The sequence below is a fragment of the Vibrio sp. 2134-1 genome (assembly GCF_033339495.1).
Window position 1 is genome coordinate 1 of record NZ_JAWOUS010000421.1, and the last position, 701, is coordinate 701.

At 46.5% G+C, this 701-nt stretch carries 2 protein-coding genes; one reads left to right on the plus strand and one right to left on the minus strand.

All coding sequences use genetic code 11. The features are described from left to right. The coding region (locus R7R78_RS26380) for a CNNM domain-containing protein (RefSeq protein ID WP_225474643.1) at window positions 1–274 on the minus strand (274 nt) is incomplete at its 3' end. 184 nt (window positions 275–458) lie between these two features. Here R7R78_RS26380 and R7R78_RS26385 point away from each other — a divergent pair. Further along, the coding region (locus R7R78_RS26385) for a DEAD/DEAH box helicase (protein WP_225474644.1) at window positions 459–701 on the plus strand (243 nt) is incomplete at its 3' end.

The window sequence follows — 701 nt, forward strand, 5'->3', positions numbered from 1 at the left end:
AAGGAATGGACAGCGTCGCTTCACCAAAAATGCCACTGAGTAGACCGATGGCAGTAATGCCGATTTGGATAGTCGAAAGAAACTGGGTAGGGTTGTTTTTTAGTTCTAAAGCGAGAGCAGCAGGTGCGTTGTCTTCGGCCATCATTTTTAGTCGGCCGCTTTTCGCCGCGACTAACGCAATCTCAGACATAGCGAAAATGCCGTTTAGTGCGATCAATCCAACAAGCAATAAAATGTCCATGGCGCCTTCCAGTAATGCACACGTTAGCAGCATAACGAGATTCTCTCGCGAGAAACGTGAGGTTGTGAATAATTCAACGCGTCATGCCAACAGAATGTCTTATTAAAAGGATAGAGTTCATTTGTTGAATGTGGTTTTCGCGTCCAGACGAATGATTCTGTTACTTGACTGGGATTCTGATAAACTACGCGCCCATTTCCTCTTTAGAGACGTTTCTATGCCATTTTCTAAGCTTGGTTTAAGCGCACCAATTACGGATGCCGTAACGGCGCTGGGTTACGAAAAACCGACTTCTATCCAACAAAAAGCGATTCCAATTGTGCTGCGTGGCAGCAACTTGATCGCGGCTGCGCAAACAGGCACGGGTAAAACCGCCAGCTTTGTGTTGCCAATCTTAGAAAAGCTAAGCCAAGGTGAGACGCAACGTAAAAAACGCGCTCGTGCCATCATTCTTACGCCA